General features: G+C 47.3%; 1 protein-coding gene. It reads right to left on the bottom strand.

The features are described from left to right. On the bottom strand, positions 1-802 hold an 802-nt coding region (locus tag A3766_RS08255), incomplete at both ends, for an AAA family ATPase (RefSeq protein WP_156508786.1).

The following is an 802-nucleotide window of genomic DNA, read 5'->3' as shown; positions in this document are numbered from 1 at the left end:
TGCATTAAAGCCAAGTCGATCATTGATGACTCATCAACAATCAAGATATCAGCTTCAGTAAGTGCAATTTCACTCCGCCCCGAAAAGAGGCTCTCTGCGTTAAGTTTTTCTGAATAAGAGTGTTGCGAAGGTAAAGCTTTATGGTCGATTAAGAAACGGTGTATCGTCTCACCATTAGCAGGCAAACACGCGCTAAGTGGAAGCATATCTGAGCCTTCTAGCACAGCCTGCTCAGTTTCGATTCGCTTAAGTTGGAAGGCGATTGAGTCCGCTAGACGAACGGCAGCCTTTCCTGTCGGGGCGAGCAACCTTACTTTTGCTGGTCGGCCCAAACGTAGCCTGAATGATTGATCGACCAAGTGCAACAGGCTTGCTGCTGTGGTGGTTTTTCCGGTACCGGGTCCCCCAGCAATCAAAGTTGTTTTTTGCAGCAAAGCATGTGCAGCTGCAACGGCTTGCCAGTCTGGTTTCTCGTCTGAGTCCACACCATTTAATGCAAACATGCTTTTTAAACACTGACTCAAACGATCCAACTGAGACTCGCTGAGTGCTTCGTCACTCAGGCTTTCACTGCTCACCCTTTTCGCTAACCAAGCTTCGAATTCACACTGTAGATTCCAATAACGAGTCAAATACAGCTTATCACCCGAAACAACCAAGGGCTTGACACTCTGTTTTGCATGCAGCCTCTTATGAGCTCTCGCTTGTGAGAAGTCATCGACGACGGAGAGCTGCAATAAGCTAGCTTTGAAGTCGTGATCAAGTCCTATCTTATGAGCTGACAAGGCAATACAGATTTGCC

This window comes from Oleiphilus sp. HI0132 (assembly GCF_001635845.1).
The sequence above is the reverse complement of the archived record's forward strand: the minus strand, read 5'-3'. Positions and strand labels throughout refer to the sequence as shown.